General features: G+C 70.6%; 21 protein-coding genes. 1 reads left to right on the top strand and 20 read right to left on the bottom strand.

Annotation, left to right across the window (positions count from 1 at the left end):
• Positions 1 to 631: 631 nt before the first annotated feature.
• The 16 genes from QSK32_RS17450 to QSK32_RS17375 all read right to left on the bottom strand — a co-directional run bounded on the left by QSK32_RS17450 (position 632) and on the right by QSK32_RS17375 (position 16,994).
• Positions 632 to 952 (bottom strand): VanZ family protein, encoded by a 321-nt coding sequence (locus QSK32_RS17450; RefSeq protein WP_285472531.1) that lies wholly within the window; start codon positions 950 to 952, stop codon positions 632 to 634.
• 35 nt (positions 953 to 987) lie between these two features.
• Entirely contained in the window at positions 988 to 1,455 is a 468-nt protein-coding gene (locus tag QSK32_RS17445) for a hypothetical protein (RefSeq protein ID WP_285472530.1), read from the bottom strand.
• A 38-nt stretch (positions 1,456 to 1,493) separates the two neighbouring features.
• Positions 1,494 to 2,531 carry an LPXTG cell wall anchor domain-containing protein gene (locus QSK32_RS17440; protein ID WP_285472529.1) on the bottom strand — a complete coding sequence of 346 codons (1,038 nt, stop codon included), beginning with the start codon at positions 2,529 to 2,531 and terminating at the stop codon, positions 1,494 to 1,496.
• Positions 2,532 to 2,575: 44 nt separating this feature from the next.
• Positions 2,576 to 3,337 (bottom strand): sulfite exporter TauE/SafE family protein, encoded by a 762-nt coding sequence (locus tag QSK32_RS17435; protein ID WP_045748485.1) that lies wholly within the window; start codon positions 3,335 to 3,337, stop codon positions 2,576 to 2,578.
• 1,205 nt (positions 3,338 to 4,542) lie between these two features.
• The gene (locus QSK32_RS17430; protein WP_285472528.1) at positions 4,543 to 6,054 is read right to left on the bottom strand and encodes a gamma-glutamyltransferase; all 1,512 of its coding nucleotides are present in this window, start codon (positions 6,052 to 6,054) and stop codon (positions 4,543 to 4,545) included.
• Positions 6,054 to 6,689 (bottom strand): cyclase family protein, encoded by a 636-nt coding sequence (locus QSK32_RS17425; RefSeq protein ID WP_211275549.1) that lies wholly within the window; start codon positions 6,687 to 6,689, stop codon positions 6,054 to 6,056. The genes QSK32_RS17430 and QSK32_RS17425 overlap by 1 nt, the downstream gene beginning before the upstream one ends.
• 11 nt (positions 6,690 to 6,700) lie before the next feature.
• Positions 6,701 to 7,477, bottom strand: a complete 777-nt coding sequence (locus QSK32_RS17420; RefSeq protein WP_045746522.1) for a creatininase family protein — start codon at positions 7,475 to 7,477, stop codon at positions 6,701 to 6,703.
• A gap of 25 nt (positions 7,478 to 7,502) precedes the next feature.
• Positions 7,503 to 7,931 carry a cytidine/deoxycytidylate deaminase family protein gene (locus QSK32_RS17415; protein ID WP_285472527.1) on the bottom strand — a complete coding sequence of 143 codons (429 nt, stop codon included), beginning with the start codon at positions 7,929 to 7,931 and terminating at the stop codon, positions 7,503 to 7,505.
• An 11-nt stretch (positions 7,932 to 7,942) separates the two neighbouring features.
• Positions 7,943 to 8,704, bottom strand: a complete 762-nt coding sequence (locus QSK32_RS17410; RefSeq protein ID WP_045746511.1) for an amidohydrolase family protein — start codon at positions 8,702 to 8,704, stop codon at positions 7,943 to 7,945.
• On the bottom strand, positions 8,701 to 9,699 hold the full coding sequence (locus QSK32_RS17405) for an ABC transporter ATP-binding protein (protein ID WP_045746510.1): 999 nt from the start codon (positions 9,697 to 9,699) through the stop codon (positions 8,701 to 8,703). Before QSK32_RS17405 ends, QSK32_RS17410 begins: the two co-directional genes overlap by 4 nt.
• A complete protein-coding gene (locus QSK32_RS17400; RefSeq protein ID WP_045746509.1) occupies positions 9,696 to 10,697 on the bottom strand; it encodes an ABC transporter ATP-binding protein in 1,002 nt (333 codons plus the stop codon). The genes QSK32_RS17405 and QSK32_RS17400 overlap by 4 nt, the downstream gene beginning before the upstream one ends.
• Positions 10,694 to 11,371: an alpha/beta fold hydrolase gene (locus QSK32_RS17395; protein ID WP_045746508.1), complete on the bottom strand. Its 678-nt coding sequence runs from the start codon at positions 11,369 to 11,371 to the stop codon at positions 10,694 to 10,696. The genes QSK32_RS17400 and QSK32_RS17395 overlap by 4 nt, the downstream gene beginning before the upstream one ends.
• Positions 11,372 to 11,373: 2 nt before the next feature.
• Complete coding sequence (locus QSK32_RS17390) at positions 11,374 to 12,441, bottom strand: ABC transporter permease (RefSeq protein WP_052721031.1); 1,068 nt, start codon at positions 12,439 to 12,441, stop codon at positions 11,374 to 11,376.
• Positions 12,438 to 13,307 (bottom strand): ABC transporter permease, encoded by an 870-nt coding sequence (locus QSK32_RS17385; RefSeq protein WP_211275547.1) that lies wholly within the window; start codon positions 13,305 to 13,307, stop codon positions 12,438 to 12,440. Before QSK32_RS17385 ends, QSK32_RS17390 begins: the two co-directional genes overlap by 4 nt.
• Positions 13,300 to 14,931, bottom strand: coding sequence for an ABC transporter substrate-binding protein (locus QSK32_RS17380; protein ID WP_285472526.1), 1,632 nt, complete (start codon positions 14,929 to 14,931; stop codon positions 13,300 to 13,302). The genes QSK32_RS17385 and QSK32_RS17380 overlap by 8 nt, the downstream gene beginning before the upstream one ends.
• 176 nt (positions 14,932 to 15,107) lie before the next feature.
• Entirely contained in the window at positions 15,108 to 16,994 is a 1,887-nt protein-coding gene (locus tag QSK32_RS17375) for a primary-amine oxidase (RefSeq protein ID WP_285472525.1), read from the bottom strand.
• Between the two features lie 210 nt (positions 16,995 to 17,204).
• Between QSK32_RS17375 and QSK32_RS17370 the strand changes: the two genes are divergently transcribed.
• Positions 17,205 to 17,891 carry a GntR family transcriptional regulator gene (locus tag QSK32_RS17370; protein WP_045746505.1) on the top strand — a complete coding sequence of 229 codons (687 nt, stop codon included), beginning with the start codon at positions 17,205 to 17,207 and terminating at the stop codon, positions 17,889 to 17,891.
• A gap of 1 nt (position 17,892) precedes the next feature.
• Here the strand turns inward: QSK32_RS17370 and solA are convergent, their stop codons facing one another.
• The 4 genes from solA to QSK32_RS17350 are packed head-to-tail and all read right to left on the bottom strand — an operon-like array spanning position 17,893 to position 24,516.
• Positions 17,893 to 20,205 carry an N-methyl-L-tryptophan oxidase gene (solA, locus tag QSK32_RS17365; RefSeq protein WP_285472524.1) on the bottom strand — a complete coding sequence of 771 codons (2,313 nt, stop codon included), beginning with the start codon at positions 20,203 to 20,205 and terminating at the stop codon, positions 17,893 to 17,895.
• A 59-nt stretch (positions 20,206 to 20,264) separates the two neighbouring features.
• Positions 20,265 to 21,689, bottom strand: a complete 1,425-nt coding sequence (locus QSK32_RS17360; protein WP_285472523.1) for an aldehyde dehydrogenase family protein — start codon at positions 21,687 to 21,689, stop codon at positions 20,265 to 20,267.
• 15 nt (positions 21,690 to 21,704) lie between these two features.
• The gene (locus QSK32_RS17355) at positions 21,705 to 23,201 is read right to left on the bottom strand and encodes a glutamine synthetase family protein (RefSeq protein ID WP_211275545.1); all 1,497 of its coding nucleotides are present in this window, start codon (positions 23,199 to 23,201) and stop codon (positions 21,705 to 21,707) included.
• Positions 23,188 to 24,516, bottom strand: a complete 1,329-nt coding sequence (locus QSK32_RS17350; RefSeq protein WP_045746502.1) for a Rieske 2Fe-2S domain-containing protein — start codon at positions 24,514 to 24,516, stop codon at positions 23,188 to 23,190. The genes QSK32_RS17355 and QSK32_RS17350 overlap by 14 nt, the downstream gene beginning before the upstream one ends.
• Positions 24,517 to 24,609 lie beyond the last annotated feature (93 nt).

Here is a 24,609-nt window from a genome sequence, read left to right as displayed (position 1 = left end):
GACTGCGAACGACATTTCGAGTGCTCACCGGCCGGCGGCTACCCACCCACCAGGAGTTTGCCGGATGGCTCACTCCCAGGACTCATTAGGTGTCTAGCCGGCCCGGGCAGCAGGCGGCAGGTGTGGTGGTGGCGACGCGCGTGTGCCGCCGGTGGGCCCCTGCGAAGTCGATCACCTGGCCCTGCGCTTTTGCTGCTTCAACGTCGGTGGGGCAGCAGTGGGGTGGGGCTAGGTGATCGACTTCGGGAGAGTGGACGCGTTGTCGGCTTGAGGTGTCGTGGGCATGTGTGGTGAGAAGTCCGGGGTCGGGCGCTGTCATCCGCGTGAGCGGGCGCCGGCCGGTGTCGGGCGGGCCGTGAAGCTCTGCAGCGCCCGGTTTGCGGTAGAAGAGTGTGTCGATGCGGCATGGGGGTGCGGGTTTGACGGCGCTGTGTACATCCGTGGTGGGTGTGGCAACACCCGCCGTGGGTGTGGAGCCCGTTTCGGATCAGCTTCCGAAACGAGCGAACGTCGCTGACACCGGCTCGTCGGCGGATCCGGACCTTCATGATGCGACCCGACAGCTTCTCAGAATGAGGCCCATCCGGCAGCGCCACCACAATCGTGCGGGCCGCCTCGAAGTGACGCGGGATCAGCGCCAGCCACCGTTGTTGTCGCCGCCGGGCTCAGCGGTGGTCAGATTGTCGTCGTTTCCGGGTGGCCCGCCGACCACCACCGTTGCCCGTTCCCACGGCTGCTCCCGCAGCGGGAACGGCCGCGACGAGACACGGTCCAGCCGCAGGACGTACTGCAGGGTCTCGACCAGGATCGACAGGCCCGCGCCCAGCGCCGGCATCCGCCACGCCGACGCCGGCACCGCGAACCGGATCGGGGCGAGGAAGCCGAGCGACGCGAACACCGGCAGGTTCGCGACGATCTGGACCGTTGCGGTCAGCGGGCCGTCCGCCAGCACATCGGCCAGCCATGGAACCTCCGAGGATTCCGTCGCTACCGATCGCGAGGGTCCAACTGCTCCGCAATCCGCTCCAGGCCGGTCCTGATCAGCCGACCATAGTCGTCGTCGCCGAGCGCGCCGATGCCGGCCCGGGCCAGCCTCAGGTGTTCCCGGGCTGTCGTGAACTCGCCCAGCCTGCGGTAGCAGTCGGCCAGGTTGAGGTGCAGCGACGGGTACAAACCTGCCACGGTCAACGGCACCCCGGCCCGCGCCACGTCCGCCTCGGTGAGCGCGCCGGCGGCGGTCAGAGCACGAAGATCCCAGAGGAGCTCATCGTGTACGCCGTCCTGCACGTCAGCCATCGCATGCGCGAGCACGCAGACGTGCAGTGGGTCGCCCCGTTCCCCGCCGATCTCCGTCCAGATCTGCGTGAACAGTCGCCGGGCGTCGTCCCGTCGTCCTCGACCGTGGTGCAGGGCCACCGCTTCCCCGATGCGGGCGAGGACGGGATCGACCTTCATGAGTGTCCTTTCCGCCAAGGCCGGCGGCATCGCGACCGTCAGCGCCAACCGGTTCGCCGACGGCGGCTCACCAGGACCAGCCCTCCGCCGGCCGCCACGAGCAGTACGCCGCCCAGCATGATCGTCCCGGTCGGCGTACCGGTGATCGGCAGACCGCCACCGCCCGGGGAGGCGGACGCGGACACCGACGGCGAGACCGTGGCCGAGGTGGACGGTGAGACCGAGGGTGAAGGCGACGCGGCCGGCGGCTTCGCGAACCGGATCAGCGTGCTCGCCGACACCGCGTAGTCGTCGCTGAAGTTGTAGCTCTTGAACGTCTGCGTGAACGTCAGCTCCCGATAGTCCGCCGGGTCGGTGCTGGTGCGGAACTCGTACACCAACTCGATGTCCTGACCGGCGACCAGCCGCAGCCCGGTCTCGCACAGCACCGAACCGGGGTCTGCGGAGCAGCGGACCTCGGGCAGGTTCACGATCCGGGCGTCCACATACCAGTCGTCGAAGGACGCGAACATGTGCAACTCCGGGATCGGCGGGCCCTCCGCGTAGTGCACACCGACGGTCACCCGGTACGCCTCACCGGGCACGACCGGCTCGGACGGCCCGGTGACCGTGAAGTGGGTGCCGGGCCGCGCGACGACAGTGGTGACGAGCGTGCCGGTGTTGTCGGCCGGGTTGCTCTCCGTGCTGTCCGAGGCCGCCACCACTGTGGTGTTCAGGGCGGTGCCGACGGGCAGGGACGCCGCGGCGCGGGCGGTGAGCTCCCAGGTCCGGCCGCCCTCGGCGGGCGAGCCGGGGTCGGGGATACAGACGATCACCCGGCTGCCGATCTCGCCCTCGCAGGGACCGGAGCCACCGCCCGGGCCCTCGTAGGTGGCGCCCTCCGGCAAGGTGACCGTCATGGTGATGCCGGTGGCGGCCGGCGGCCCGGGGATCTCCGCGTTCACGGTGATGTCGAAGATCTCTCCGGCGACGACCTCCGCGGAGCCGCCGATGGTGACACGCAGGTCCACGGTGTCCGGCGGTGCTGCCAGGATCGGACCGCCGGCCAGGAGGAGACTGAGGACCCACTGCATCATGCGCGGCAGTATGGCACGCGTCACACCGCCGCGCTGCCCGTGTTTCAGAGGGCGCGGATGAGCAGGTACACGCCGACCGCCACACCGAACACCACGATGATCGAGCGCAGCACGTTTGCCGGAAGCCTCCGGGCCACCCGCGCGCCCAGGTAACCGCCGACCACCGTGGCGGGGGCGATCACCGCGACGGCCGCCCAGTTCACCGGGCCGAAGATGCTGTAGACCCCGATCGTGACGAGCCCGATCAGTGCGGAGAGCAGGTTCTTCAGCGCGCTCACCCGGGCCAGCGTCTCGTCCAGCACGAGGGCGAGCCCGGCGACGAGCAGGACACCGAGGGCCGCGTTGAAGTATCCGCCGTAGAGCGCGCACAGGAACACCGCCCCGTGCAGCATCAGCGTCGCGCGTCTGGCGGACACCTCGGCGGGATGGCCGACGAGCCCGCGAAGCTTCTGCTGGAAGGCGAGCGTCAGCGCCGCCCCGATCACGAGGAACGGCACCACCAGGTCGAACACGCGCCGCGGCGTGTTCAGCAGCAGCACACATCCGCAGAGCGCGCCGATCAGCGCCGTAGGCAGCACCCGCAGGATCCGCTGCCGCTGTCCACCGAGGTCGGCCCGGCTGGCGAGGACACTCGAGGCGTACCCGGGCGCCACCGACAGCGCGTTGCTCACGTTGGCCGCGACCGGAGGCATCCCGATCGCCAGCATGCTCGGAAACGTGATCAGCGAACCGCCCCCGGCGATCGCGTTGACGGCTCCCGCCCCCAGCCCGGCCACCAGCAGCAGACCCGCTTCAGCAATATGCACGTTCGTCTCTCACTTCCAAGATCACTAAGTCTTCTCGACGGTACGCCCAAAGTCCACTCCCGCCCCCACCCGCCCGCAGCCCCTACCCGCCCGCCCGCGGCTCCCACTCCGCCCATGTTCCGCGGCTCCCGCCCGCCCGCGGCTCCCACTCCGCCCATGTTCCGCGGCTCCCGCCCGCCCGCCATCCGCGACTCCGACCCATTCGCGGCTTCTACCCGCCCGTGGCTCCCGCCCCGCCCGCCATTCGCGGGTTCCACCCCATTCGTCACCGGTGCGCGGACGGCGCACGTCCGTCAAGGTGATCGGGTGCTCTGCCCCTGCCGCTCGCTGTTTCGCCGCTCGGCGTTCGCCGTCCCACTGCTCGTCGTCTACTGGCTTGCGGTGCGGGAACCCGATCACGTGAGCGGGTGCCGTTACCGCCCTGTGGTTCCGGGCCGGCGTAGGTGTCTGCACCCGATCAACTATCGGGTGCCCTCACTGCCCTCAAGCGGTGGCCGAGCGCTCCCGTTGGCGTGATCGGGTGTGTTTGCCTTCCGTTGTTCTGTTGGTGGGCGGTGGCTGCACCCGATCACGTGAGTGGGTGCCGTTGCCGGCCTGTGGTTCCGGCCGGGGTGGGTGGGTGCACCCGATCGGCTATCGGGTGCCGTTGCCGGCCTGTGGTTCCGGCCGGGGTGGGTGGGTGCACCCGATCGGCTATCGGGTGCCGTTGCCGGCCTGTGGTGCCGGGCGGGGTGGGTGGGTGCACCCGATACCTGATCGGGTGCGGGCACCGTCCTCGAAGGGTGGTCGGTCGCGCCCGATGGCGTGATCGGGTGCGGGTGCGGCCCATTTTTGGGTGGTGGGTGCACCGGATAGCTCATCGGGTGCGGTTGCCGCCCTGTGCTTCCGGACCGGTGGTGGGTGCACCCGATCATGTGGTTGGGTCCCGGTTCCGAGCCGGTCCCGGTTCCGAGCCGGTCCCGGTCCCGGCTCGGGACCGGGGTGGTCCGGGTTCTGGGAGCGGTTCGGGTTCTGGGGCGGGTTGGGAGCAACTGATCTGTGTTGGGTGGGGGACTTGTTCGGGTGTGGTGAGTTGCGGAGTGGAGGGGCCGCAACTCACCACAACCCGGGGCCCGTGGATTCCGGAGACCTGCTGGGGGTCAGCCGGCCGGTAACCACGGGAGTTCAGCGAGATCAGGGGATCAGGGGATCAAGGGATCAAGGGATCAAGGGGACAGGGACCTTCCGGGGAGGACAGCGGCTACGCCGTCGGCTCGGGGGTCGGTCGCCGCGGACAGGGTGTCGCCGGCCAGCCGGGACACCTGGACGTGGCCTGCGTCGTCGTGGGGGCCGGCGGTGTACTCCACAACCAGCCCGGCCGCCTCGGCCGCGGTGGTGAGGGTTTCGGCTTCCGGCGTACCCGGCTCAAGAAGCGCGGTAGGCGTGTCGCGCCCGATCTCCCGCGCCCCGATGATCCATCGCGGACGCGCCAGGAGGGCGGGCAGGTCGGGTGAGGTGACGGCGTCGCTGGCTACCTGCGCCAGGATCCATGGCTGGGCTCGGCCGCCCTGGCAGCCCAGCGCCACCACGTCCGAGCCGGAGACGGCCAGGGTGGGGCACAGCGTGTGCGGAGGCCGCACTCCGGGACCGATCAGTCCGGGATGTCCTGGTTCCAGGCTGAACGACGAGCCTCGGTTGTGCAGCACGATGCCGGTGGAGGGTTCCAGGATGCCGGCGCCGAAGCTCTGGAAGACGCTCTGGATCAGCGTCACCGCGGTTCCCGCACTGTCCACCGCGGTTACCGCGACGGTGTCCCCGGCCGGCTTCGGCTGATCGGAAGCGGACCCGGGCAAGGGAGTGGGCGAGAGCAGCAGCAGGCCGTCCAAGTCGATCGGGCCGTTGCGGGGATCGCCCAGGAGTGCGTCTCGGGCCAGCTGTGCTCGGCGGGCGTCGGTCAGCAGCGAGGACGATCCGTTGATCGCCAGGAAGGAGGCGCCGTGTACGGGCGGGGGAGCCGCGTACCAGGTCACGCCGTCCATGACCGCCGACAGCGGGGTCTCCAGGGCTGCGGTGTGTGCCGCGAAGTCCGTGACCGCCAGGGGACTGCCCAGCCGTGCCAGCCCGTCGACCAGCTGGTGTGCGAGGTGTCCGCGGTAGAACGACTTCCAATTTGTCCCCAGTGCGGCGAATGTCGAGGCCAGCGCGGGTTGGACCAAGACGTCCACCGGGTCGCCCGACGGAGAGAGCAGCAGGGCGGACAACCCCGGATCGGCGCGGATCACGTCGATCCGGTTGAGGATCGCTCTGCGCAGGCCGGGACTGACCGGCACGCCGTCAGCGGCCAGGGCACGGGCCGGTTCGAGCAGGGTGGCCAGCGGCAGGCGGGCGCCGAGAGAAGCGAGTGCTGCCCAGCCGGCTACCGCGCCCGGCACGGTGACGGTGTGCGGCCCGCCGAACGGCATCCGGGGACCGGCTGCCTGCAGCGCGGCCACGTCCACGTTCGCCGCGGCCGCCCCGATCGACAGTACTGCCTGGGCGGCACCGCCGGCCGGGCGGATGATCGCGACCAGGTCGCCGCCGACCGAGCACTGATGTGGATAGGCGACGGTGAGTGCCGCCGCGGCCGCCAGCGCCGCATCCACGGCGTTGCCCCCGGCGGCCACCACCGCGCGGGCGGCGTCCACCGCGGCCGGATGAGGCGCGGCAACCGCAACGGAGCCCGGCGCGGCCACGACCATCAGGCGTCTCGCTTGATGAGGATGGCGCGGGCGAACGACCCGTCCGAGTCGACCAGTTTCGCCGGGAGGCAGACCAGTTCGTACGCGCCCGGCGGCACCCCGTCGAGGTCCGCGTTCTCCAGGATGATCAGCCCGGCGCCGAGCAGCACGTGGTGGGCGTCCCAGGTCTCGGTGCGGGTGTGGCTCTCGATCGTCAGGTAGTCGATGCCGATCAGTTCGACACCCTGTGCGATCAGCCACTGGGCGGCTTCGGGGGAGAGGCCGACCCAGGACGGCGCCCGGTCGACCTCCTTCAGCGGACCGGCCGAGTTGGACGTCTTGAGCAGCACCCGCTTCTCGCCGGTCACCCCGGCCGCGACCAGGTCGTCGACGCTGATGTCGCCGGTGACCGCGGTCAGGTCGGCGACGATCGCCGGCCCGACCAGCGAGTGCAGGTCGAGTTTGTCGACGGGGGTGGCGCCGTCGACGAAGTGGGCGGGGGCGTCCACGTGCGTGCCGGTGTGCGCGCCGAGCCGCCAGCGGGTGACGTTGGAGGCGTCCCCGTTGGCCAGCGACTCGACGATCTCCACCTCGGGCTTGCGGCCCCAGTGCAGCATCTCCGGGTGGATCGGGAGGGTGATGTCGAAGATCTCCACAGCGGGTCCTTTCAGTGGGGGCGGTGCGCGGAGGACGGCCAGGGTTCGCGGACGGCGGCGGCGACGGCCTCGGCGGTGGTGCGGACGCAGCGTTCGAATTCGGACTTGCCGTGCTCAGGGTTCGCGTCGGCGACGTCGCGTCCCCAGACGCCGGTGTCGCTGACCTGGTCCATCCGGTAGTCCCAGAACGAGTCGACGTCGCGGTGCGAGGTGGCCTTGTCCATGCGTACCAGGTCGGGGCGCAGGTGCAGCATCACCGACGTCTCGAAGAAGTTGGCGTGCATCAGGCCCCGGCCGTACTGGACGTGGCCGTTGACCTCGGGCCCGGGATACATGGTCACGTAGCCGATGGCGCGGATCCGGGAGTCCTTGTGCCGCACGCGCAGCTTCTCGGCCGACACGTCGAGCGCGCCGTTGTTCCAGATGTGCCCGTTGAGCAGGACGAACTGCCGCACCCCGGAGGCGTGCAGCGAGTCGATGACGTCCTCCATCATGGCGATCAGGGTCTCCGGCCGCAGCGCGACGGTGCCGGCGAAGTCGCCGTGCGAGCCGGACACGCCGTAGGCCAGCGGCGGGATCACCGGCACTCCGGTCAGCGCCGAGACGCCTTCGGCGACGGCCTGGCAGATCACCGTGTCCACGTTCAGCGGCAGGTGCGGGCCGTGCTGCTCGATCGCCCCCACCGGGATGATCACCGCGTCGGGGCTCTCCGCGGCTTCGGGCCAGGTCTGCTCCTCCCACCGCAAGGGCACACCATCAACATTAAAACCGTCATTTTGTACGCTCATCGCGCTCTCCATCCACGAAAGAGGTTCACCACACCCGCCGGCTTTTCTCGGGCAGCAGTTCGAGAGCCCGCCAAGCGACGACCGTGTCGTCCGCCGGCGAGGTCAGCCACACGGTCGCCGCCGGGCTGTAGTCGCTGATCAGTTCGCGGCACACTCCGCACGGGGCGATGACCCGGAACGTGTCGGCCGGCTTGATCTGCACGGACACCACGCTGACCACGTCACCGAGGCGGACGCCGGCGCCCCGGGCCGTGCCGAGTGCGACCCCTTCGGCGCAGATCGAGCTGCGCCGGCAGGAGCCTTCGACGTGCACCCCGGTGTGGATGCTGCCGTCCGCGGCCCGCAGTGCCGTCGCCACCTCGTGCCGGCCGGACACCCACACCTCGCCGAGCAGCTGCTCGGCCCGGCGCAGCAGTTCCACGTCCTCGGCCGGCATGGTCGCCGGCGCGGTCACCGGTGTGATGGTCACTGGAACCCCAGCAGGCGGGCCATGTTGCCGCCCTCGACGAGCGCCCGGTCGGCCTCGTCCGGGATCGCCTTCGCGATCTTGAAGCGTTCCAGGTCGAAGTCGGAGCCGGGCCACTCGCTGCCGAGCAGGATCTGCTTGGCGCCGAGCCGCGCGTACGCCCGCTTGACGTCGCTCATCAGCGTCGCCGACGTCTCGAGGTAGATGTGCGGGTTGCGCTCGGCCACGATGATCGCCTCGGGCACGTTCCACACCGCACCCATGTGCGCGATGATCGTCGGCACCTCGGGGAAGCCCTTCGCGATCTCCTCGATGGCCAGCGGCGCGCAGAACGAGTCGTCCAGCGCGTTGATCAGGATCGGCATGCCCAGCTCGGCGCACTTGGCGAACACCGGGTCGAGCAGGCCGTGGTCGGCGACGTGGTACCCGTGCAGCGACGGGTGCAGCTTCAGCCCGACCAGGCCCGCGTCCTTCATCCGGGCGATCTCGTCCAGGGCGTCGTCGGCCTGCGGCATCACCTGTCCGAATCCGAACAGCCGGTCCGGGTGCGCCTTGACGAGACCGGCGATGAAGTCGTTCTCGATGCGCTGGGCCAGCGAGCAGACCATCGCCATGTCGACGCCGGCCGCGTCCATCCGGTCCAGGATGCGCTTCGGGTCGAACGGGGTGTACGGCGGCGGCGCCTGGCCCGGCCGCGCCCCGGTCAGGTAGTCCGAGCGTCCCCGGACGTCCTGGGTGGTGTTGTACGCGTCGATGATCATGAGGTGCCTTTCACAGGGGAGGCTGTGGAGAGAGCGGAGACGGGAATCAGCGGCAGGTGGCAGCGGACCTGACGGCCGTCCGCGACCTCCCGCAGCGCCGGGGCCTCGGTGCGGCACACGTCGACCGCGTACCGGCACCGGGTGTGGAACGTGCATCCGGGCGGCGGGTCCGCCGGGTCCGGGAGTTCGCCGGTGAGTTCGATCCGTTCGCGCGCGGGCGCCGCGGACAGCGCCGGCACGCTGGAGAGCAGAGCCTCGCCGTACGGGTGTGCGGGGCCGGCGAAGAAGTCGTCCCGGGACGCGATCTCGATGATCTCGCCCAGGTACATCACCGCGATCCGGTCCGCGATGTGCCGGACCACGCCGAGGTCGTGCGAGATGAACAGCATGGTCAGGCCGCGGTCGCGGATCAGGTCGGAGAGCAGGTTGATCACCTGGGCCTGGATGGACACGTCCAGGGCGGAGACCGGCTCGTCGGCGACCACGAACCGCGGTGACGGGGCGAGGGCGCGGGCGATGCCGATGCGCTGGCGCTGGCCGCCGGAGAACTCGTGCGGGCGCCGGCCGGCCGCCTCCCGGCCGAGCCCGACCTGGTCGAGCAGGTCGTCGACTGCCGCCCGGGCCTCGGCGCGGGTGGCGCCGCGGGCCCGCAGCAGCGGTTCGGCGATGCTGTCGCCGATGGTGCGGCGCGGGTTCAGCGAGCCGAACGGGTCCTGGAACACCATCTGCAGGTCGGCGCGGGTCTGCCGGAAGACCGTGCCGCGCAGCCGGGTGATGTCGTGGCCGAGGTAGCGGATCGCGCCGCCGGTCGGTTCGGTGACCCGGATGATGCTGCGGCCCAGGGTGGACTTGCCGCAGCCGGACTCGCCGACCAGTCCGAGCGTCTCGCCCTCGTAGATGGTCAGGTCGACGTCGCGGACCGCGCGGACGCGCCGCCCCGCGGACCCGGAGAACTCGACCCGGAGCTTCTCGATCTCCAGCAAGGGCGTCGTCACAGGGCCACCTCCCGGCGGCGGGCCGCCTCGTCGAGCAGACAGGCGTCCAGGTGGCCGCTCTGCCCGTACCGCTGAAGAAGCTGGGGAACCGCGGAGTCGCAGGCGTCCTCGGCGAACGAGCACCGCGGTGCGAAGGCACAGCCCGAAGGGCGTGTCACACCGGTGAGCGGGCTGCCGGCGATGGCCGGGAGCCGGTCGAGCGCCGGTCCGTCCACCCGGGGGACCGAGTTGAGCAGCGCCATCGTGTACGGGTGCTGCGGGCTGAACAGCACCTCGTCGCGGGTGCCCTGCTCGACGATGCGGCCTGCGTACATCACGGCGACCCGGTCGGCGACCTCGGCGACCACCCCGAGGTCGTGGGTGATCAGCACGATGGTGGTGCCGTGCTCGGTCTGCAGCTTCTTGAGCAGCCGCAGCACCTGCGCCTGGATGGTGACGTCCAGGGCGGTGGTCGGCTCGTCGGCGATCAGCACCGACGGGTCGTTGGCGAGTCCGATCGCGATCATCACGCGCTGCCGCATGCCGCCGGAGAGCTGGTGCGGGTAGGCGCGGGCGGCCTGGCGCGGGTTGGCGATGCCGACCTCGCCGAGCAGCTCCTCGGCCCGCGCCCAGGCCGCCTTCTTCGTCGTCTTCCGGTGTGTGCGGATCATCTCGGCGACCTGGTCGCCGACCTTCTGGGTCGGGTTGAGGGCGGCCAGTGCGTCCTGGAAGACCACCGCGATGTCCTTGCCGCGGACGTCGCGAAGCTCCTTCTCGCCGGCCGCGACCAGGTCCCGGCCGCCGAAGAGGACCTCGCCGCTGATGTGCGCGCGAGGCCCGCGGTTGAGGCCGACCAGGCTCATCGACAGTGCCGACTTGCCCGAGCCGGACTCGCCGACCAGGGCGAGGATCTCGCCGCGGCCCAGTGTCAGGTCGATGCCGGCCACCGCGGGCAGCCGGCCGGCGGGCACGTCGAACTCGACGCGCAACCCCTTGATCTCCAGCAGGGCGTCGCTCACAGGGCGTCCAGGGCTTCTTCGATGACCGCCAGGACGGCCGAGGGGTGCACCCGCGGGGTGAAGTGGCTGCCCTCGACCTCGCGGGTGATCGCCTTGGCCCGGGCCGCCATGTCGCGCTGGACGACCGTGCTCAGTGTCTTGTCCTGGGCGGCGATCAGATACCAGGTCTTGCGGGTACGCCACGCCGGTTCGCCGGTCGGCTGGGTGAAGATCCGGTTGTCGCTCTGCCGGGACTCGGTGTCCCAGACCGCCCGCTGCTCCAGCGGCACGTCCCAGCCGATCTCGTTCCAGTACTCCTCGGTGTGCTCGGAGTGCCACTCGCCGTTGGGCCCGCGGCGCATGTACTTGGACACCTCGGCCGGCGGGTAGCCCTCGACGATGCCGTTGACGGTCTCGCCCTCGTCCGGGGCGAACGCGGCGACGTAGACCAGTCCGGCGACCCGCTCGTGGCGGCCCACGTTGGTGATCACCGCGCCGCCGTACGAGTGGCCGACGAGCAGCACCGGGCCGTCGATCGCGTCGACCACCGACCGGGTGTGCGCGACGTCGTCGTTCAGCGAGGTCATCGGGTTGGTCACCAGCGTGTGGGCGTGACCTGCGGCGGTCAGCAGCGGCACGACCTGCTGCCAGGTGGTGGGGGTTCCGCCGGCGCCGTGGACGAGGACGATATGCATGATCAGGCCTTCCGGAGCCGCGGGTCGAGAGCCAGGTACAACAGGTCGACGACCACGTTGACCAGGGTGAACAGCAGGGCGATGGACAGTGCCGCGCCCTGCACGATGGGGTAGTCGCGCTGCAGGATCCCGTTGACGAGCATGTTGCCGACGCCGGGGTACGAGAACACCGTCTCGGTGATCACCGAGCCGCCGAGCAGCGAGCCGAACTGCAGGCCGAGCACGGTGACGATGGGCAGCGCCGAGTTGCGCAGCACGTGCCGGCGCAGGATCGTGCCGTTGGACAGGCCCTTCATCCGGGCGGTCCGCACGAAGTCGTCGCCGAGCACCTCGAGGACCGAGGCCCGCACGATGCGGGTGATGAACCCGGCCATCGACAGGGCGAGCGTGGTGGCCGGCAGGAGCAGGTGTTCCAGCCAGGGCAGGATCAGCTCGGGACGGTCCTGCAGGATCGCGTCGAGCAGGACGAAGTTGGTGAACGGCTGGTAGTCCAGCGCGTTGGGCAGCCGGCCGATGACCGGTAGCCAGCGCAGCCAGACGCCGAAGACGACGATCGACAGGACGCCGAGGGCGAACCAGGGCAGCGAGAAGCTGACCGTGCCGATCGCGCGGGTGGCGGTGTCGATCCAGGTGCCCCGGCGCAGCGCGGCCAGCACGCCGGTGACCATGCCGATCAGCACCGCGATCAGCATCGACGCCACGGTCAGCTCGATGGTGGCCGGCAGCGAGTCGCCGAGCAGTTTGGTGATGCTGTTGTTGCCGTAGAACGAGTGGCCCAGGTCCATGGTGAGCAGGTCGCCGAGGAACGTGAAGTACTGCTCGTACAGCGGCTTGTCCAGACCGAGCGCCTCGTTGATCTTCGCGGCGTTCGCGGTGATCTCGGCGGCGGTCATGTTCCCGCTGCTGCCACCGGCGGCCAGGCTGGTGGCGGGGGAGCCGGGCAGCAACCGCATGGCGATGAAGACCAGGGTGGCCAGGGCGAGCATCACCAGCGGCACGGCGAGCAGCCGTTTGACGATCAGCCACGGGGTGCGCAGCCGCGGCGGGACGGTGATGGTCATCGTGGTCATCGCGACCCCCGGGGATCCAGGGCGTCGCGCAGGTCGTCGCCGACGAAGTTGCAGGCCACCACGAACAGCAGGGTGGCGGCGGCGGGCATCACGACCAGCCGTGGTGCCGTGTAGAGGAACTCCTGACCGGCCTGCACCATGTAACCCCAGTCCGGTGTCGGGGGCTGGATGCCCAGCCCGAGGTAGGAGAGGCCGGCGGCGAACCCGGCGGCGACCGAGAGGGTCATCACCACCTGGGCGAGCATCGGCCCGGCCATGTTGGGCAGCATCTCCTGCACCAGGATCCGCGGGCCGCGGGTGCCGCCGAGCTTGGCGGCCATCACGTAGTCCCGGCCGGCTTCGCGGGTGGCCAGCGCCCGGGCGAGCCGGGCGAGGCCGGGCGCGAGCGCGATGCCGATGCCGACGACGAGACTGGCCACGCCGGGGTTCCACGCCGAGACGATCAGGATGATCAGCAGCATCGAGGGGAAGGCCAGGGCCAGGTCCATCAGGCGCATCAGGACCCACTCGACGCGGCCGCCCGCGTACCCGGCGATCATGCCGACGCTGATGCCCAGCAGCGCGGCCAGCGCGGTGGACAGGAACGACACCAGCAGCAGCGGCCGGGCGCCGTGGACCATCCGGGCCAGTTCGTCGCGCCCCAGGTCGTCGGTGCCGAGCAGGTGACCGGCGGCGCCGAGGCCGAGCAGTGTGTCGTTGGTGTTGCGCGCCGGGTCGGCGCCGACGAACAGCGGGCCGACCGCGGCGATCACCACGAACAGGGCCACGACCAGCCAGGAGGTGGCGGCGAGGGGGCCGCGCCCCAGCCGCCGCCCCGCGAACGCGGAGCGGAGGCCGGAGCGGGCGACGGTGGTCGTGTCAGACACTCGCGTTGTCCATGTAGCAGCGGTGGTTGCCGAGGGCCCGCCAGTTCATCCCCTCCACGCCCTTGCCGCTGACGACCGGGTTCGAGCCGTTGACCAGCATGGCCAGGGTCATGTACTTCTCGGCCCACTCGCGCTGGATCTCGGTGTACTTCGCCTTGCGGGCCGCCGCGTCCTCGATGTTCTTGGCCTCGAAGAGCATGTCGGCGTACGCGGCGGAGCCGTCCAGGGTGTTGAAGCCGGACATGAACTCGCCGTAGACGCCGGACGGCTTCGCCAGCGAGCCGATCATGTCGTCGGCGTCCGGGTAGTAGCCGTTGCGCTCCCAGATCATCAGGTCGTGGAACTTGTCCGCCGGGTCGTACAGGCGGTTGAAGTAGGCGGCCGGGTCCACCGAGTCGGTCTCGACCTTGAGGCCGATGTCGGTGAGGTTCTGCGCGATGATCTGCGCGGCCTTCGGGTGCCAGCTGTCGCTGGCGGCCATCAGGCGCACGGTCCGGCCGGTCGCGCCGGCGGCCTGGATCAGCTTCTTGGCCTCCTCGACGTTGGTCGCGGAGAGGTCGGCCAGCGACGGGTCGTGCGCGTCCTGGTTCGGCGGGATGGTGTAGCCGTCGGGCAGGACGGCCGCACCGAAGAAGGCCTGCGCGATCAGGGCCTGCCGGTCGATCGCCATGTTGATCGCCTTGCGGACCTCGAGTTCGGGGATCCGGCGCACGTCCATCATCATGAACGCGTCGAAGCTCTTCGGGGTGTCGTACACGGTGACCGCGTCGTCGCCCTTGAGCTGCTCGAGCGCCGAGTACGGGGTGAACTGGGTGGCCGAGATGTCGCCGGAGAGCAGCGAGCTGACGATCGTCGACGGGTCGGTGACCTGCTGGAGCACGAGCCGGTCGATCGGCGGCTTGCCGAGGCGGAACTTGTCGAACGCCTCGAGGGTGATGCTCTGGCCACTGGTGGCGGCGGAGAACTTGAACGGGCCGGTGCCGACCAGGTTCTTGCCGATGTCCGCGCCGTACTTCTCCAGGGCGGCCTTGGAGATGATGCGGGCGCCGATGTCGGAGAGCCGGCCGAGCAGGGTGCGGTCCGGCTTGATCAGCTTGACGACCACGGTGTTCGCGTCCGGTGCGGTCAGTGCGGCCAGGTTGGCGCCGACGCTCTTCAGCGGGCGCGACGAGCCCTTCGGCAGGGTCTTGTCGGCGTCGTTGAACTGCCGGTTGAAGCTGGCCAGCACGTCGGCGGAGGTGAAGGTGGTGCCGTCGTGGAAGGTCACGCCCTGGCGCAGCTTGAAGGTGTAGACGAGGCCGTCGTCGGAGATCGTCCAGCTCTCGGCCAGGTCGGCCTGCGGCTCGTTGCTCTCGAAGGAGATGAAGGTGAGGCCCCGGCAGATGGCGTCGACGGCCATCCAGTCGCCGAGGGTGGTGTAGAAGGCCGGGTCGTTGACGGCGCTGGTGCCGTCGATCGCCAGGGTCAGGGTGCCGCCGGTCTTGGCGCCGCCGGAGGCGTCCTTCTCCTCCGCCGCGACGCCGCAGGCGGCGAGCAGGCCGGTGAGGCCGGCGCCCATTCCGAGTATCGAGGCGCCGCGGAGCATCTGGCGGCGGGAGACTGCGTGGTTGCCGAGTTCCTTCATGGGGGGCACTCCTTGGCCTTCAAGGGGGAACAACCGAGGTGGTATCAAAGTTTAGCTATTTGGGATTTCATCTTGCTGGGATTGGATCCAATACTGAAGGGCTTGCGTCGCGTTCGTGTATCCCGAATGTGAACTGGTGATGACGCCGACCCGGGTGACCGGGCCGGCGATCACGCTTACGAGCAGCAGGAACTACCGCTGCCCCGGGCGGCGGCGGGGTCCGGGATGTCGAGCGCCGGGTTGCGGTCGAAGAAACCGTCCGGTTCGAGGACCAGGTGGATCGCCTCGACCGGCATCACCGGCCACTGCTCCGGGCGGGGCAGGTGATGCACCCCCAGGACCGGCCAGACGACCAGCGGCACCCCGTCGATCGAGCGCTGCTGCTCCTGCCAGACGTGCACACCGTCCTCGCCCGGCTCGGCGTGGTTCGGGTACTGGCCGCCGATGAACTGCTCGTCCTCGGCGTACGGCGTCGCCCACACGTGCTGGTGGATGAACGGGGCACGGCGCGACATCACCGACTCCGGCAGGCCGAAACTGCGCGTGGTGTTCGGGATGACCAGCCGGTACGCGGTCGGGTCGCCGTACCGGTTGGTCTTCTCGGCGCTCTCGATCCGCCAGTGCCGGGCGATGCTCGGGTCGTTGCGCTGCCCGCCCTCGACGGTCAGCGGCTCCCGGACGTACCGGACCGCGTTGCCGTACGGGTTGAGCGCCGGATCCTTCTCGCCCTCGGCGTGCTCCTCGACCAGGCGGTTGAGCGAACCGTCGATCGCGGTGTCCAGCCGGATGCCGAAGTAGTGCTGGTGGATCGGGGTCTGCACGTTCTTCGACACGATCCGGCCGTACGGGGCCTCGGCGCCCTCCTCGATGCCGGAGGCGGACAGCAGGCCGGTGAGCTTGACCTCCAGCTCGATGCGGCCGTCCTGGTAGAGCGTCCAGTAGAAGCCGTAGTCGTAGTTCGCCACGGTCTGGAAGTTGCTGATGATCAGCCGCCGGCTGCGGCGGACCTCGCTGACGCCCCGGCGCAGGTCGTTGTGCTTCCAGAGGATGCTGGCGTCCTCCTCGTGCATGCAGATCGCGTTCTGGATGCTGACCGGGTCGCCGTAGCCGCCGAGGTGGGTGCCGTCGAAGTAGTAGATGACACCGAGGCAGTCGCACCCCAGGGCGAGGGAGTTGGTCAGCGGGCCGGCGCCGTACTCGCCCCAGTCGAAGAAGTTCTTGCGGTACTGGGTGGAGTTCGAGTCCAGGTACGGCACGTACATCTCGTTGCACGCGGCGCGCTTGAGCACCGACCGGCCCTGGAACTCCAGGTCGTAGAGGACCAGGCCCTCGCGGTGGGTGAAGCCGACCCGGAACTTCCAGCCCTGCCAGTCGACCTGCCAGCCGTCGACGGAGAAGCTCGGGCCCTCCGGCTGCACCACGTCCAGCGGTTTGAGGCCCTCGCGGTCCGGGCCGAACGCGCCGGTGGTGAGCGGTCCGGCCTCCTCGGAGACCGGGATGACCCCGTGGTCCTCGACGTCCAGGACCTCCATGGTGGCCATGTCGATGATCGGGACGACGCCCTGGACCGGCCGGGCGTACCCGTTGTCCTCGATGTCGGTGCGGTGCCAGACCGTGCCCCAGGTGACGCGGCGGCCGGCGTACTTCTCCTCGAAGCCGCCCATCGACTCGGCGTCGACCATGCACAGCGACACGTCGTGGATGCCGCGGCGGGCCATCACCTCCTGGAAGAGCGGGCTCTCCCGGCAGGCCTGCGCGGCGGCGCGGGCCTCGTCGGAGGTGATGCCGGGGCGGCGCGGGTCGACGTCACGCCAGGCGACGGCGGTGGCGCCCGCGTCGTCGAGCGCGACGTCCACCTCCCAGGCGCCGGCGCCCGGGGCCATCACGACCAGGCCGAACCGGACACCGGAGGCGTCCCCGGCGACGACCTTGCGGGCGTGCGCCTCGTCCAGGGTGATCCCCCAGAAGCGGGGGCGAACGCCTGCCCGGCCGTCGGCGCGGACCGCGGCGACGGCGAGCTCGATCTCGGCGGGGGTGGGTGGGTCGAGGGGATGCGAACGCACGGATCGGGCGTTCGCTCCGCTGTCACTGGAGGTATGGCACGCGCTCATCAGCGGCTCCTCTCGTCTGGGGATGACCATAGGTGATCTAGGGATACGAAGAAAGTGTTGTTGGATCCAAAATCTGCAAGCGATGCATCCACTTCGAGACGCGTCTTGCTAAGGTGACGCCTGGTTCCGCTTCCCCCCGACGCCGCTTCAGACGAGGCCACCATGGACGCCGTCATCGCCACCGCATCGAGCGCTCTCGTCGACGAGACCGCCGCCGCCATCCGTGCGCGGATCATGTCCGGGGAGATCCCGATCGGCGCCCAGCTACGGCAGGCCGAGCTCGCCAAGACCCTCGGCGTGAGCCGCACCCCGGTCCGCGAAGCACTGCGCCAGCTGCAGACCGGCGGCCTGATCGAGGTCGTCCCGCACCGCGGCGCCGTCGTCCGGGTGCCCGCACCGTGGGAGGTCCGCGAGGCGTACGAGGTTCGCGCCGAACTCGAGGGCCTGGCCACCGTCCGGGTGGCCCGGCGGATCACCCGCGACGGGCTGGACGAGTTGCGCGCCACCAACGAGCTGCTGCGCCCCGGCGACGCCCCGCCGAACGCGGCGTCGCACGCGGCCAACGACCGGTTCCACACGCTGATCCACGAGATCGCCGGGAACGAGCGGCTGGCCCGGGTGATCAAGGAGATCAACGAGGCGTTCCCGCGCAACGTCTCCGCCCTGGTCCTGCAGGAACACCCGCGCCACCGCGACGACAACTTCGCCGAGCACGAGCGGATCCTCGCCGCGCTGGTCACCGAGGACGTCGAGACCGCGCGCCGGGAGATGCAGGCGCACGTGATCAGCGCCGGCGAGCAGCTCGCCCGGTGGTACGAGCGACGTTCCGCCACCGTGTTCCGCGGCTGACTCATTCCTCGCCCAGCAGGCCGGGGGCGAGGAAATCCAGGTCCGGGCGCTGCTTGCCGAGCGCCAGGTCGGCCAGCGCCGCGCCGATCGCCGGGCCGAACTTGAAACCGTGCCCCGAGCAGGCCGCCGCCACCAGCACCTGCGGCGTCTCGGGCAGCGCTCCCAGCGCGAAGCGGTTCCGCGGCGCCATCGTGTACCGGCACGACACCGAGTCGACCACGTCACCGTCGGCGGCGGGCAGGAATCGGCGGGCCAGCGCCATCAGTTCGGCGGCCTCGGCGGCGGTGACCGGCGTCTGCGGACGCGACGGGTCGTCGGCCGGACCGTGGTCCAGCCCGATCTTCATGGCGCTGCCGTCGAAGGCCGGCAGCCCGTAGAGCAGGCCGACCCCGGGCACCTCGACCGAGAACGGCCCGAGCTGCGGTGCCGACACCGCGGCCGGGTCGGAGGCGCCGATGTGAATGTTGACGATCCGGACCACGTTCAGGTGCGCGGCGAGCGCCGGGACCAGCGAGCCGGTCCACGGCCCGGCGGCGATCACCAGACGGTCGGCGCGCAGCACCCCGTCGGCGGTCCGGACCGTGACGCCGCCGCCGTCGGCCGCCCAGCTCTCGACCCTGCAGCCGGTCCGCCGGTCCACCCCGTTGGCCAGGGCGAGTTCCCGCAGCGAGCGCATGGTGGCCGCCGCGTCCAGGACACCGGCCGCCGGGTCGTACACCGCGGAGAACTCGGTCCCCAGCCGCAGGCCGGGGAAGATCCCGGCGGCGCGGGCCGCGTCCACCGTCTCGACGCCGGGACCGCGCAGACCGGGGGTGCCGTCCGCGGCCGGCCGCGCGTAGATCCCGCCGGTCGTGGTCAGCAGCCGCGTCCCGGCCGCCGCGGACAACTCCGCCCAGGCCAGGTACGCCCGATCCACGAGCTCGTCCCAGACCGGGTTCGGGTACGCCCGCCGGATCATCCGGATGTGCGCGTGCGACGACCCCTGCACGTGACCGTCGGCGAACTGTTCCAGCTGGACCACGTTCGTCCCGCGCTGGGCCAGGTGCCAGGCCGCGGACGCGCCGTGCACCCCGGCACCGACCACGATCACGTCGGCCCGGGGGCCTGCGGTGAGCAGGGCGGGCGACGCCGGTGCGGAGGTCTTGCGGCCGACGGTGTCGATCAGCGTCTGCACGTCCTCGGGGTCGTTGTAGACGTGCACCGACGCCCGGACCACCGCGTCCAGGCCGCGACGCTGCAGGTCCCAGCGCCCGTGGCTGGCCGGCACCTGGGTCAGGTGCACACCGGCCGACCGCAGCCGCCGGACCGTCGCGACCGGCTGCTCGCCGTCGACGACGAACGTGACGATCGCGCCGCCACCTGCGGGCGGGTCGGTCAGGCGTACCCCGGCGATGTCGGAGAGCGCCGAGCGTAACCGGTCCGCCAAGCCGGTGGTGTGCCGGTGGATGGCCTCGACGCCCAGGTCGAGGGCCTCGCCCAGCGCGGTGCCCAGGCCGAGCCGCAACGCGTGCGAGGTCTCCCAGGTCTCGAAGCGCCGGGCGCCCGCGGCCAGTTCGAACCCGTCGGTGCTGTTCCAGACCGCGCCGCGCACGTCCGGGTGCGGCGGGCGCAGCTTCTCCCGCATGGCGGGCGAGACGTAGAGCAGGCCGGTGCCGCGCGGGCCGCGCAGGAACTTGCGGCCGGTGCCGACCACCATGTCGCAGCCCAGCGCCACGGCGTGTACCGGCAGCTGGCCCAGCGACTGGGTGGCGTCCAGCAGCAGCGGCACCCCGGCGGCGCGGGTCAGCGCACCGATCTCGGCGACCGGTTCGATCAGCGCCGACGAGGTCGGGACGTGTGCCACGGTGACCAGGGCGGCGGGCCGCAGCAGGGCGGTCTCCAGGGCCTCCAGGTCGACCGCGCCGTCCGGTCCGCAGGGCAGCACCTCGATCTCGATGCCCCGGGTGTCGCGCAGCTGGAACAGGTGCAGCGCCGAACTGACGTAACTGGAGGCGGACGCCAGGATCCGGTCGCCGGGCCGCAGCGGCAGCGCGTCCAGCAGCCGGTGCCAGGCCACGGTGGCGCTCTCCATCAGTGCGATGTCCGCGGGGTCGGCGCCGAGCAGCCGGCCGGCCAGGGTGTAGACGTTCTCGAACCGGTCCTTGGCGGCCTCCGCGGCCTCGTAGCCGCCGATCCGCGCCTCGAGACGGAGGTGTTCGATCACCGTGCCGAGGGTGGCCTCGCTGGGCAGGGCGGCGCCGGCGGCGTTGAAGTGCCGGGCGTGCCGGGTGCCGGGGGTGGCGGCCCGCAGCGCGGCGGTGTCCAGGGGGATCATCGCGCCGGCTTGGATGTCAAAGGCATCTAATTGGATCCCGTCATGCGAAGGGGGAGCGGTCACAGCGCGATCACCACGCCCTTGCGCTCGCAGTACGAGTGCAGCGCCTCGTCACCGAGGTCCCGGCCCAGGCCGGAGTCGCCGACACCGCCGAAGCTCAGGGCCGGGTCGAAGATGTTGTACGTGTTCACCCACACCGTTCCGGCCTGCAGTTTCGCGGCCATCCGGTGGGCGCGGGAGAGGTCCTTGGTCCAGACGCCCGCGGCCAGGCCGAAGGAGGTGTCGTTCGCGATGGCGATCGCCTCGTCCTCGTCCTCGAACGCGATGACACCGGCGACCGGGCCGAAGATCTCCTCGCGGGCGATGGTCATGTCGTTGGTGACGCCGGTGAAGAGGGTGGGGCTGACGAAATACCCTGACCTATCCGGTTTGTCGCCACCGGTCGCGACCGTGGCGCCGTCCTTCACGCCCTGATCGATGTAGGACAGGACGATCTGGCGCTGCTCCTCGGACACCAGCGGGCCGACCGAGATGCCGCCGTCGAGACCGTTGCCGACCGGAACGCGCTTTGTTGCATTTATCAGCATTTCCGTGGCTTTGTCGAGGATCGAACGTTGCACCAGGATGCGGCTACCCGCGGTACACATCTGCCCGGAGTGCCCGAACGACGCCCGCATCGCGGTCGCCACCGCGGCCTCCAGATCGGCGTCCTCGAAGATGATGTTCGGGCTCTTGCCGCCCAGCTCCAGCGTCAGGCGCTTGGTGGTCGCCGCGGCGTTGCGCATGACGGTGCGGCCCACCTCGGTGGACCCGGTGAACGACACCTTCGCCACGCCGGGGTGCTCGACCAGGGCCGCGCCGGTGCGCCCGTCGCCGGTGACGACGTTGAGGACGCCCTTCGGCAGGCCCGCCTCCTCGCACAGCTCGGCCAGGCGCAGCATGGTCATCGGGGTCTGCTCGGCGGGTTTGACCACCACCGTGCAGCCCGCGGCGAGCGCCGGGGCCAGCTTGTGGGCGGCCGTCATGATCGGGAAGTTCCACGGCAGGATCAGGGCGGCGACGCCGACCGGTTCCAGGACCGTGTAGACGTGGTGGGCGCCGCCGTCGATCGGGACGACCGTGCCGGTCAGCCGGCCCGGGGCGCCGGCGAAGTGCCGGAAGTCCTTGGCGGAGAAGGCGGTGTCGGCGCGGGACCGCTCGATCGGCTTGCCGTTGTCGCGGGTCTCCAGGACGGCCAGCTCCTCGAGGTTCTCCTCGATGAGGTCGGCGATCCGGGACAGGATCCGGGTGCGCTCGATCGGCGGGAGGCCGGACCAGCGGCGGTCCGTGTGGGCCTTCAGGGCCGCGGTGACGGCATGATCGACATCTTCTGCCGTGCACTGGGCGATCTCGGCGATCACGTCGCCGGTCGCCGGGTCCTCGACGGGGATGGTCGAACGGTCGCCGGGGTCGATCCATTCGCCGTCGATCAGAAAGGCTGACATATCCGAAAAATCCCTTCAGAACAGGTCGAAGTATTCGCGCTGCTCCCAGTCGGAGACGTGCGCCAGATAGCGGGCGAACTCGTCACGTTTCAGCCGGGAGTACCAGTCGATCACCTGGCTGCCGAACGCGTCCGCGAACGCCGTGTCCTTCGCCAGCTCGTCGATCGCCGCACCCAGCGACTGGGGGAGCCGGACCGCGTCCGAGGCGTACGGGTTCTCCGTCGGCGGCCCCGGGTCGATCCCGCGCTTGAGGCCGTCCAGCCCGCTCACCACCTGCGAAGCGACGTACAGGTACGGGTTCGCGGCCGGCTCACCCGACCGGTTCTCCATCCGCCCGCTGACCACCCGGACCATCGCGCCCTTGTTGTCCGCGCCCCACAGCACCCGGTCCGGGGCCAGCGAGTACGGCAGATACCGCTTGTACCCGTTCACCGTCGGCGTGGTGAACGCCGCCGCGGCCGGGGCGTGCGCCAGCAGACCGCCCAGCCAGTGCCGTGCGGTGCTGGACATCAGCGTCTCGTCCGCGCCCGGCTCGAACGCGGCCCGCCCGGTCGCCCGCTCCCGCAGCGACTGGTGCAGGTGCCAGCCGGTGGACGCGGTCGCCGTACCGGCCGGACGGGACATGAACGTCGCGTGATAGCCGGCCCTGCGGCACAGCTGCCGGATCGCCGAGCGGGTCAGCACCACCTGGTCGGCGGCCTCGGCGGCGCCGCTCGCCTGCAGGGTGATCTCCAGCTGGCTGGCGCCGAACTCCAACTCGATCGACCGCAGCGGCAGATCGAGACGGTTGAGTCCGCGCTGCAGGAGCTGGACCACGTCGTCGACCCGGTCCAGGCCCTCCTCGTGGAGCAGCTGCGCGCCGCTGGTGAGCGGCCCGACCGCCGGCGGCCGTCCGGGTGCGCCGGGTGCCCCCGTGCGGTCCGGTGTCAGTGCGCTCTCGGTGGCGCGGAAGACGTGGAATTCGAGTTCCACGCCGACGGTCATGTCGTAGCCGGCATCTCCGAGCTGCGCCAGCTGTCCGCGCAGCATCGACCGGGTGCAGTACGGCACCGGTGAACCGTCGGGAAAACGCAGCTCACACAGCACCCAGCCGGTCTTCTCGGCCCACGGCAGCACCCGGAACGTGGTCGGGTCCGGCACCATCACGATGTCACCCGCCCCGGCGAACCCCTGCTCCGCGTCCGGCGTGAACACCGGCAGCGCCGACCGCCCGGACGAGTCCTTCAGCAGCAGCGAACTCGGCGCGGTCAGACCGTCCCGGAACGCGGCCGGCGCGGACAGCCGGGTCAGCGTCTTGCCGTGCAGCACCCCGTGCTGGTCGGCGAAGGAGAACCGGATCAGCTCCAGGCCCAGCTCGTCGATGACCCGGCGAACCTGGCCGGCCGCGGCGTACTGCGCCTGGCTCCACAGGTCGTGCCGGTCGATGAACCCGCCGCGCTCGGACGCCAGCATCGGCCGGGCGTCCCACCCGCCGCCGCCCTCGGCGACGGCCCGCTCGTCAACGCTCGGCATGCGTCTTCTCCCCTGCCCAGGGAGACTCGGCCCGGCGCTCGGCCTCGCGGCGTCGCCAGGTGGCCTCCCAGTCGGCGGTCGGCGCGATGGTGTCCACCGCCAGCGGGCCGGTCAGCGCGGCGGCCGACTCGTCGTCGACCGGATGCGCCGGGATCGCCCCGCCCGCCTCGAACGACTCGATCGCCCGCAGCAGCATCCGCCGGTTCGCGGTCACCGCCCGGTCCGAGACGCCCAGACGCTCGGTGGTCCGGTCCTGGATGCGGCCCATGCTCTCCACCGCCCACTGGTCGTGGACGTTGATGTCCAGGCCCATGCCGGTGTAGGTCAGGTTCTTCTGCTCGGACGGGTCGTAACCCCAGTTGTTCTCCCGGTTGCGCAACGGCCGGTAGTCCGGCAGCGACACCTCCTTGAGACGCTGCTCGAGCAGGGTCGCCTGGTCGGTCTCCTCGGCGAAGTCGTAGAAGATCATGTACCAGTAGTGGGTGAAGTCGTCGACCGGCACGTGCCACTGGATGAAGACCTTGGAGTTGCCGAACGGCACCACGAACGCGTTCGGGAACACCAGGTTGGTGATCCGGACATGCTTGACGTCCTCGGTGAGCTGCCGCAGCGCGTAGACCCGCAGACCGTGCTCGGCCTCCTCGACCTCGATGTCCGGCCGGTAGGAGTCGCCGACGAGTTTCGACAGCTTCTGGTCGGTGCCTTCGACGATCTCACTGAACTGCTGGCCGTACACCTCGCGGGGATCCTCGTCGATGAACCGGTGCAGGAAGCTCACGTGGCTCGGGTCGATGCCGCCCTCGAGGCCCTGCAGCCAGTTGCACTCCCACATGCCCTTGAAGGCGAAGGTGTACTGGGCCGGTGCGGTGAACGCGTCGTAGGCCGGGAACGGCGGCGGGTCCCCCTCACCGAGGTAGGCGAAGACGATGCCGTTGCGCTCGACGCACGGGTAGGCGGGGATCCGGATCCGCTGCGCGAACCGGCTGTGCGCGGGCTCGGCCGGCTGCTCCTTGCACTGGCCGTCCGCGCCGTAGAGCCAGCCGTGGTAGAGGCAGCGCAGGCCGTCGTTCTCGTGCCGGGCGAACGCCAGGTCGACACCGCGGTGCGCGCAGAACCGGCCGACCAGGGCCCAGCCGCCGTCCTCGGTCCTGAACAGCACCAGGTCCTCGCCGAGTAGCCGGACCGGCTTGACCTGGCGTTCCGGCGCCATCTCGGAGACCAGGGCGGCGGGCTGCCAGTAGGCGCGCATCAACTTGCCGAGCGGCGTGCCCGGCCCGCTGCGGGTGACGCGTTCGTTCTCCTCAGGCTTGAGCACAGAGCCTCCCGGGATCTCATTTCACATCGGCGGCATACGATCTCGCCAAGATTGGATCCAATCCTGCCACGGGAAGTGATCTCCAGGAAAGAG

It is taken from the genome of Actinoplanes sp. NBRC 101535, from assembly GCF_030269225.1.
GTDB classification, from domain to species: domain Bacteria; phylum Actinomycetota; class Actinomycetes; order Mycobacteriales; family Micromonosporaceae; genus Actinoplanes; species Actinoplanes rectilineatus.
The sequence above is the reverse complement of the archived record's forward strand: the minus strand, read 5'-3'. Positions and strand labels throughout refer to the sequence as shown.

Bases quoted from the DNA above. Each gene is read 5' to 3' on its own strand.
- QSK32_RS17445 (WP_285472530.1), bottom strand. From the start codon at position 1,455: ATGAAGGTCGATCCCGTCCTCGCCCGCATCGGGGAAGCGGTGGCCCTG.
- QSK32_RS17440 (WP_285472529.1), bottom strand. From the start codon at position 2,531: ATGATGCAGTGGGTCCTCAGTCTCCTCCTGGCCGGCGGTCCGATCCTG.
- QSK32_RS17430 (WP_285472528.1), bottom strand. From the start codon at position 6,054: ATGGTCGTGGCCGCGCCGGGCTCCGTTGCGGTTGCCGCGCCTCATCCG.
- QSK32_RS17420 (WP_045746522.1), bottom strand. From the start codon at position 7,477: ATGAGCGTACAAAATGACGGTTTTAATGTTGATGGTGTGCCCTTGCGG.
- QSK32_RS17410 (WP_045746511.1), bottom strand. From the start codon at position 8,704: ATGATCATCGACGCGTACAACACCACCCAGGACGTCCGGGGACGCTCG.
- QSK32_RS17395 (WP_045746508.1), bottom strand. From the start codon at position 11,371: ATGCATATCGTCCTCGTCCACGGCGCCGGCGGAACCCCCACCACCTGG.
- QSK32_RS17390 (WP_052721031.1), bottom strand. From the start codon at position 12,441: ATGACCACGATGACCATCACCGTCCCGCCGCGGCTGCGCACCCCGTGG.
- QSK32_RS17380 (WP_285472526.1), bottom strand. From the start codon at position 14,931: ATGAAGGAACTCGGCAACCACGCAGTCTCCCGCCGCCAGATGCTCCGC.
- QSK32_RS17370 (WP_045746505.1), top strand. From the start codon at position 17,205: ATGGACGCCGTCATCGCCACCGCATCGAGCGCTCTCGTCGACGAGACC.
- solA (WP_285472524.1), bottom strand. From the start codon at position 20,205: ATGATCCCCCTGGACACCGCCGCGCTGCGGGCCGCCACCCCCGGCACC.
- QSK32_RS17360 (WP_285472523.1), bottom strand. From the start codon at position 21,689: ATGTCAGCCTTTCTGATCGACGGCGAATGGATCGACCCCGGCGACCGT.
- QSK32_RS17355 (WP_211275545.1), bottom strand. From the start codon at position 23,201: ATGCCGAGCGTTGACGAGCGGGCCGTCGCCGAGGGCGGCGGCGGGTGG.